Annotated in this window: 7 protein-coding genes; 5 read left to right on the top strand and 2 right to left on the bottom strand. The window is 63.8% G+C overall.

What is annotated here, in order from left to right; all coding sequences use genetic code 11:
- From B7R93_RS15900 to B7R93_RS10450, 5 genes are all read left to right on the top strand, one after another.
- A partial coding sequence (locus B7R93_RS15900; protein WP_232798323.1) for a protein-disulfide reductase DsbD family protein occupies positions 1–1293 on the top strand: 1293 nt, incomplete at its 5' end.
- A complete protein-coding gene (locus B7R93_RS15895) occupies positions 1290–1445 on the top strand; it encodes a hypothetical protein (RefSeq protein WP_232798322.1) in 156 nt (51 codons plus the stop codon). The genes B7R93_RS15900 and B7R93_RS15895, both read left to right, overlap by 4 nt.
- A gap of 738 nt (positions 1446–2183) precedes the next feature.
- The gene (locus B7R93_RS10460; RefSeq protein WP_103020726.1) at positions 2184–3572 is read left to right on the top strand and encodes a UDP-glucose dehydrogenase family protein; all 1389 of its coding nucleotides are present in this window, start codon (positions 2184–2186) and stop codon (positions 3570–3572) included.
- A 49-nt stretch (positions 3573–3621) separates the two neighbouring features.
- Positions 3622–4584, top strand: a complete 963-nt coding sequence (locus B7R93_RS10455; RefSeq protein WP_103020725.1) for a UDP-glucuronic acid decarboxylase family protein — start codon at positions 3622–3624, stop codon at positions 4582–4584.
- A 532-nt stretch (positions 4585–5116) separates the two neighbouring features.
- The gene (locus B7R93_RS10450) at positions 5117–5644 is read left to right on the top strand and encodes a protease complex subunit PrcB family protein (RefSeq protein WP_232798321.1); all 528 of its coding nucleotides are present in this window, start codon (positions 5117–5119) and stop codon (positions 5642–5644) included.
- Positions 5645–5674: 30 nt separating this feature from the next.
- Here the strand turns inward: B7R93_RS10450 and B7R93_RS10445 are convergent, their stop codons facing one another.
- Positions 5675–6217: a Fur family transcriptional regulator gene (locus B7R93_RS10445; RefSeq protein ID WP_103020724.1), complete on the bottom strand. Its 543-nt coding sequence runs from the start codon at positions 6215–6217 to the stop codon at positions 5675–5677.
- A gap of 84 nt (positions 6218–6301) precedes the next feature.
- Complete coding sequence (gene tmk / locus B7R93_RS10440; protein WP_103020723.1) at positions 6302–6964, bottom strand: dTMP kinase; 663 nt, start codon at positions 6962–6964, stop codon at positions 6302–6304.
- Between the last annotated feature and the right edge of the window lie 37 nt (positions 6965–7001).

The following is a 7001-nucleotide window of genomic DNA, read 5'->3' as shown; positions in this document are numbered from 1 at the left end:
GGGGGGGGGCTCTCGCTGCCCTGGGCTCTCGCGTTTGCCCTTGTCGGTGGGCTTCTGCTCAACCTGATGCCCTGCGTCTTTCCGGTCCTGTCGGTTAAGATTCTCGGATTTGCCGAGGAGGCAGGGGGCGAGGCGAGCGCGATGCGGCGCCACGGGCTGCTCTTTGGGGCGGGCGTACTGGGGTCGATGTGGATCCTGGCCGGGGGGCTGCTCGCGCTCCGGGCGGCCGGCAGCCAGATTGGGTGGGGCTTTCAGCTCCAGTCGCCCATCTTCATCGCCCTCATGACGATGCTCTTTTTCGGCATCGGGCTGAACCTGCTCGGGGCCTTCGAGGTGGGCACGACGCTGATGGGCTGGGGCGGGCGGATGCAGACGGCCGCGTCCGGGGGAGGCGACCTGAGTGCCTTTCTCACCGGCGTGCTCGCCACGGTCGTCGCCACGCCTTGCACGGCGCCGTTCATGGGGGCGGCACTCGGCGTGGCGCTGACGCTGTCGACGGCGGGGGCGCTTTTAATCTTTACCGCCCTCGGCGTCGGCATGGCCACGCCGTACGTCGTGCTCTCTATGACGCCGGCCCTCCTTGATCGCCTGCCCGATCCGGGCGCCTGGATGGAGACGCTGAAACAGGCCTTCGCCTTCCCCATGTTTGCCACCGCCATTTGGCTCGTCTGGGTCTTCGGTCGGCAGACGAGCAACGGCGGGGTCGCCTTCCTGCTCGCCGGGCTCCTGCTGCTCGGCGTGGCGGTCTGGATTGTACACCGCTGGTCGGCGCCGCAGTTCTCGCGGACGACCACACTGGTCACGCGGGGGCTCGCAGGGGCCGCACTGGTGGGCGGCATCGCGATCGCCGTCATCGGGGCGGGCTCGTCCTCCGCCGAGCGGGCCACGGCCGCTGCCACCGGCGAGGCGTCGGGCACGGAAATGACGTGGCGCCCCTACGCCCCAGAAACCATTGAGTCGCTCCGGGCGAAGGGCCGCCCGGTTTTCGTGGACTTTACCGCTGCTTGGTGCCTCACCTGTCAGGTCAACAAGCGCCGCGTCTTGACGGCGGAGTCGGTGCAGAATGCGTTCGACGAGAAGAACGTGGCGCTCGTGCGGGCCGACTGGACAAATCGAGACCCGGAAATCACCAACGCGCTCGCATCGCACGGCCGGAGTGGGGTCCCGGTCTACGTGCTGTACGGGGGCAACGGTGCCGAGCCAGAGCTCTTGCCGGAGGTGCTCACGGAAGCGACCGTCCTTGATGCCCTGAACGACCTTCCATCGACGGTGGCCACGCGCGAGTCCCGGTGATCCGACCGTGGCACGCCGGGGCCAACCGACACCGCTGCGTCCGACCACGCGCGCCTCGCTTCTTTGACACCACCCTTCAGGAATCCGTGACGGTGCGCTTCCTCCGAATGCCCCACGCGGCCGACGTTGAGGGGGCGACGAACTACGTCTAGAAGGCCCTCGACGCTATGATGAGCGGAGAAGAAGTGAGTCCCAAGTGCGCGGAGCCGTACGGGTGCACGATCAAATACGCCTCGGAGTACTCAGCCGTGCCCGCGTCCCTTCCCGCATCCGTCTCTTCTCGATGGACCTTCGTGAACAAGTCGATGTTGTCTGCACGCTCCTCTTCCGAGAGTGAGAATTGCCGGTCCCTGAATAGACTGTGCACCGATTGTGGATAACTTCTTCACGTTTTTTGAGGAGGCCCCTAAGTGGAACAATAACAGACTTTAAATCCCTGGAAAGAGGGCTCAGTACGATGTTTGGCCTCCCTTTGTAAATCTGTTATTGTGAAGTGCTGGGACGGTCTGTGGATGCGTTGTGGATAACTGTGCTCGGGGCTAAGGGGACGTGTGTCCACTGTAGCCGATGGACTTCCGTTATTTTGGACAAGGAGCCCCGGCCTCCGGGGGGGAGTGGAATGCTGCGGGGGACGGACCGTCTCCTCTGAGAGGTTGTCGGCGTTGCGTCAACCCCTATCGGTGTTAGTCTCTCCTGAGACGGATCGGTTTTTGTATGCGAAAGAAGTAGGTTCTACAAAGATGCCGCTGCAACGGTGCGTCGAGCAGAACCTCGTTGCGTTTGCGGGTGACGGTTTTCACCTTACGGTAAACACAAATGTCCTTTGTACCGTTCTGCTCAGTCGGGGCATTTCACGCACATCTCTACGGATCGAAACGAATTTTGCTGGTATGGACATCACGGTGATTGGTACCGGGTACGTCGGTCTCGTCTCGGGCACCTGCTTTGCGGAAATGGGCCACGATGTCACGTGCATTGACATCGACGAGGAAAAAGTTGCTCAGCTTTCCAACGGTGAGGTTCCGATTTACGAGCCCGACCTAAACCGGTATTTCGAGCGAGCGCGGGCCGAGGATCGCCTTCACTTCACGACGGACCTGGCAGAAGGCCTCACCGACGCGAAGATTGTATTCTTTGCCCTTCCGACGCCACCGGGGGAGGACGGCTCGGCCGATCTCTCGTACGTGCTGGAGGCGGCGGACGACGTGGCGGATCTGCTGATCGAGGCGGACGCTCCCGAGTACCGGGTCGTCGTCAACAAAAGCACTGTCCCGGTGGGCACTGGCGATCGGGTGGAGGAGGTATTTGCGGACCGCGGCCTCGAGATCGGGCGGGAAGTGGATGTCGTCTCCAATCCGGAGTTTCTGCGGGAAGGGTCTGCGGTGGAGGACTTCCTGAAGCCAGATCGCGTCGTCATTGGCACTGAGAGCGACCAGGCCGCCGAGAAGATGGAGCGGCTGTACGAGCCATTCGTGCGGCAGGGGAATCCCATCCTTGTCGTCGATCGCCGTTCGGCGGAGATGATCAAATACGCCGCCAACTCGCTTCTGGCCACGCGCATCTCGTTCATGAACGAGATCGCGAACGTCTGCGAGCGGGTGGGGGCCAACGTAGACAAAGTGCGCCTGGGCATCAGCAAAGACCATCGCATCGGCCCACACTTCTTGTACGCGGGCATCGGGTTCGGGGGCAGTTGCTTCCCAAAGGACGTCCAGGCCCTCGCCCGAAAGAGCCGAGAAGAGGGGTACGACTTCCAAATTCTGGACTCTGTCCTCGACGTGAACGATCAACAGCGCCGACGCCTCGCCGAGCAGGCGGAGGACTACTTCGACGGCGACCTGGAGGGCCGGCGGATTGCCGTTTGGGGCCTGTCGTTCAAGCCCGGCACCGACGACACCCGCGAAGCGCCCTCACACATCATTATCGACCATCTCCTGGAGAAAGGGGCCGACGTGGTAGGGTACGATCCCGAGGCCATCGAGACGACGAGAGAGACGTTCGGTGACCAGATCGCGTACGCCGACGGCATGTACGAGGCGGTCGACGGGGCCGAATCGCTCCTGATTTGCACGGAGTGGCACGAGTTTCGGCGGCCGGACCTGGGCGCAGTGCGAGACCACCTGGAGACCCCGCTCGTGCTCGATGGGCGCAACCTGTACGACCCGGCCCGGATGGCCGAGATGGGCTTCGAGTACCACAGCATCGGACGGCCGAGCTACGCGCCGGAGACCAATCAGGAGGCCATCGAGGAGGCTATTGTCGAAAACGGACAGCCGTAGCCCCCACCCCACCCCGCGTTTCCTTTTCCACGTTCCCACGCCCCCGCCCATGCCCCGTACACTCATCACCGGCGGTGCCGGCTTCCTTGGCTCCCACCTCTGCGACCGCCTCATCGAGGAGGGCCACTCGGTGATCTGCATGGACAACCTCATCACGGGAGACACCGAAAACATCGAGCACCTGTTCGAGCTCGGGCAGGACCGCTTCCGGTTTGTCGAGTACGACGTGACTGACTACCTCCACGTCAACGGCGAGCTCGACTACGTCCTCCACTTCGCGAGTCCCGCTGCGCCGGATGATTATCTGCAGTACCCGATCCAGACGTTGAAGGTGGGGGCGCTCGGCACCCACAAGGCCCTGGGGCTTGCCAAGGCGAAGGAGGCTCGTCTGCTAATCGCGTCAACGAGCGAGGTGTATGGCGATCCGCAGGTCCATCCCCAACCGGAAGACTACTGGGGCAACGTGAATCCGATCGGCAAGCGGGGGGTGTACGACGAGGCCAAACGGTTCGGGGAGGCGCTCACGATGGCGTACCACCGGTACCACGGCGTGGAGACCCGCATCGCACGGATCTTCAACACGTATGGACCGCGCATGCGCGTGGACGACGGGCGGGCCCTGCCCAACTTCATGTCGCAGGCGCTTCGGGGCGATCCCCTCACCGTCTACGGCGATGGCAGCCAGACGCGCGCGTTCTGCTACGTCGACGACCTCGTGGAGGGGCTCTACCGGCTCCTGATGAGCGACACCACCGACCCGGTAAACATTGGGAACCCCGACGAGATCACAATCCAGGAGTTTGCTGAGGAGATCATCGAGGTGACCGGGACGGACAGCGAGATCACCTACGAGCCACTGCCGTCCGACGACCCTCAGGTACGCCAGCCGGACATCTCGCGGGCCAAGGAAAAACTGGGATGGACCCCGGATGTGGATCGGCGGGAGGGCCTTCGTCGCACGCTGGACTACTTCCAAGAAGAGGTGGAGACCGCGGCGCCCGCGGGCAACTGAATGCCCCCCCGGACGCCCGCAGCGTGCAGGGCTCGCCTTTCTTTTCTGTACCGTGGGCCCCCGATTGCCGGTGCACCCCGGATCGTCTGGTCCGGGGGACTGTCACTGCCAACGGTGTGCCTGCTCAGCCTGCACAGTGCGATCGGAATGCCTGCGATCCAGATCGCACACATCGCCCTTGGGACCGGCCCCTCGGCTACGTGCCCGTGGACGTTTGGGCCAGTCCGGCCGGCGAGGAACAGCCCGCATCCGCGGACGAGGGCCCGGGTGGCGTTCTCCTGCACAGCGTGTAGGGCCGGAGGAGAAAACGAAACTCAAGATGTGCGCCGGCAGTGAGGGCCGCGGGCCAGCAGGCCGTCGCAACTGTGTGTTGGGGAACAGGTGCGTGTACGAAGACACAGACGCGCAGAGACCCTCGATCCTGTTCCGCCAATGGCCCGTTTTACCAATGGATTTCCTTCTTGCGATACGGCACGACGGCCCTCAGCGAGCTGGAGGGCCCCCCCGTCCGCGAGTCCCTATCGTTCTGGGGGTGGCGATCCTGCTGATTGGGGCATGCACCGGCGCAGGCCCGCCCCCAACCGACGAGACGAACTTCGACGCCGACGTGGAAACGCAAGCAGTCGCGAAGGGGACCGTGAATACCCAAGAGATCGATCGTGGCAAATACGGCGACATCGTCGAGGGCACGCAGGCCGTCCTCCGGAACGAAGACGAGCTCGCTGACTTCTGGGCGAAGCTGCACGAAGGGCAGACCGGCGCGCACGAAGACGCGCTCCCGGATCCGCCCCCGGTTGACTTTGATGCGCGGATGGTCGTGGCCATCGTGTTGGGCGAACGGTCAACCGGGGGATATTCGGTGGACATCGACCGGGTGGTGGCCGACGAAGACGAGGGGGCGATGCGCGTTGAGTTTGTCGAGACCGTGCCGGGCGATGCGTGCGCCGCCACGCAGGTGCTCACGTCCCCGTACATCCTCGTGGCGGTGAACGTGCAGGACGGGCCGGCAGACGCGAACGACGAGGTTCTGTTCTCTCGCTCGGAGCAGACGGGCTGTTAGGGAAGTGAAGAGGGAGCCCTGTCTGTTGCGCTACGCCTCAGTCTCACTCGTGGCGGCCTTCTTCGCGGTCGTCTTGTCCGCGGAGTCGGCCTCTTCGCGATCCGACCCCTCGGACCGGTTCGGGCAGTTCTCCCGGATGCAGTGGCCGTACATGTTCAGCGAGTGATGCTTGATCTCGAACTCATAGATGTCGGCCACCATTTCCTGGATGCTCTGCAGCCGCGGGTCGCAAAACTCGAACAGCTCATTGCAGTCCATGCAGATGAGGTGGTCGTGCTGCCAGTAGCTGTAGGCCCGCTCGTACTTGGCTTGGTTCTTCCCAAACTGATGACGCACCACCAGGTCGCACTCCAGCAGCAGCTCCAGGGTGTTGTAGACCGTGGCCCGGCTCACCTCGGTGCCGTCCTGCTTGAGGCGGACGTACAGCTCGTCGGCGTCGACGTGATCTTCCGTCTGGTAAATCTCTTCCAGGACGGCGAAGCGCTCCGGCGTCTGTCGCTTGTTGCGATTCTTGAGGAAGGCCTGGAAGATCGAGCGAACCTCGTCGATCTTCTGTTGGGGAAGGGTCGACATGCCACTGGGGCCTGTATTGGACAGCAGAGGGGACGTCGGGGCGTGGGGCCACGAGCAGGTGTCCCCCGATGCGAGTAGCCCTGCTCAGGGACTAGACGAACCGGAGGCCGTGTGGGGGGTTCCGGGAGCAGCGTCCAGAAGAGCCTCTACGTCGGCCCGAATTTCGGTGTGCAGGGCGTCGATCGACCGGTGCCCGTCGAGGCGATGAATACGGGCCGGATGCTCGTCGGCAAGGGCATCGTAGGCCGCCGCAACACGGTGATAAAACGCCTCGTCTTCGGCCTCCATGCGGTCGTCCGTCGGGTCGTCTTCCGTGCGCCGGGCGCGGGCGGTCGCCGGGTCGAGCTCCACGAGATAGGTGCGGGTGGGAACGAGGCCGTCCGTGACGCGGTGGTGAAACGACTGGAGCCATTCCGGATTGGCGACGTTCCGGCCGGCCCCCTGATAGGCCGTGGTCGAGTCGTAAAAGCGGTCGCAAATGACAATCTGTCCCGCCTCCAACGCCGGCCGAATGCGCTCGGTCACAAGCTGGGTCCGGGCCGCCGAGAACAGAAGCAACTCTGCCATTGGATGGACGTTTAGGTCAGGCTCCAACAGGATGGAACGGACCTGTTCGGACAGCTCGGTGCCCCCGGGCTCGCGGACGAGGAGGGTCTCGTGCCCGTGCTCCTGCAGATGTTCGTTCAGCCGGCGGGCCTGCGTGCTCTTCCCGCTTCCGTCGATGCCTTCGAACGTGAGAAGCAGCATGGTGGCGGCTCCGTGGACAAGAATTGGTTCGGTGTGT

The organism is Salinibacter altiplanensis, assembly GCF_002894645.1.
Classification (GTDB): Bacteria; Bacteroidota; Rhodothermia; order Rhodothermales; family Salinibacteraceae; genus Salinibacter; species Salinibacter altiplanensis.
This window is presented reverse-complemented; position numbering and strand designations above follow the sequence as displayed.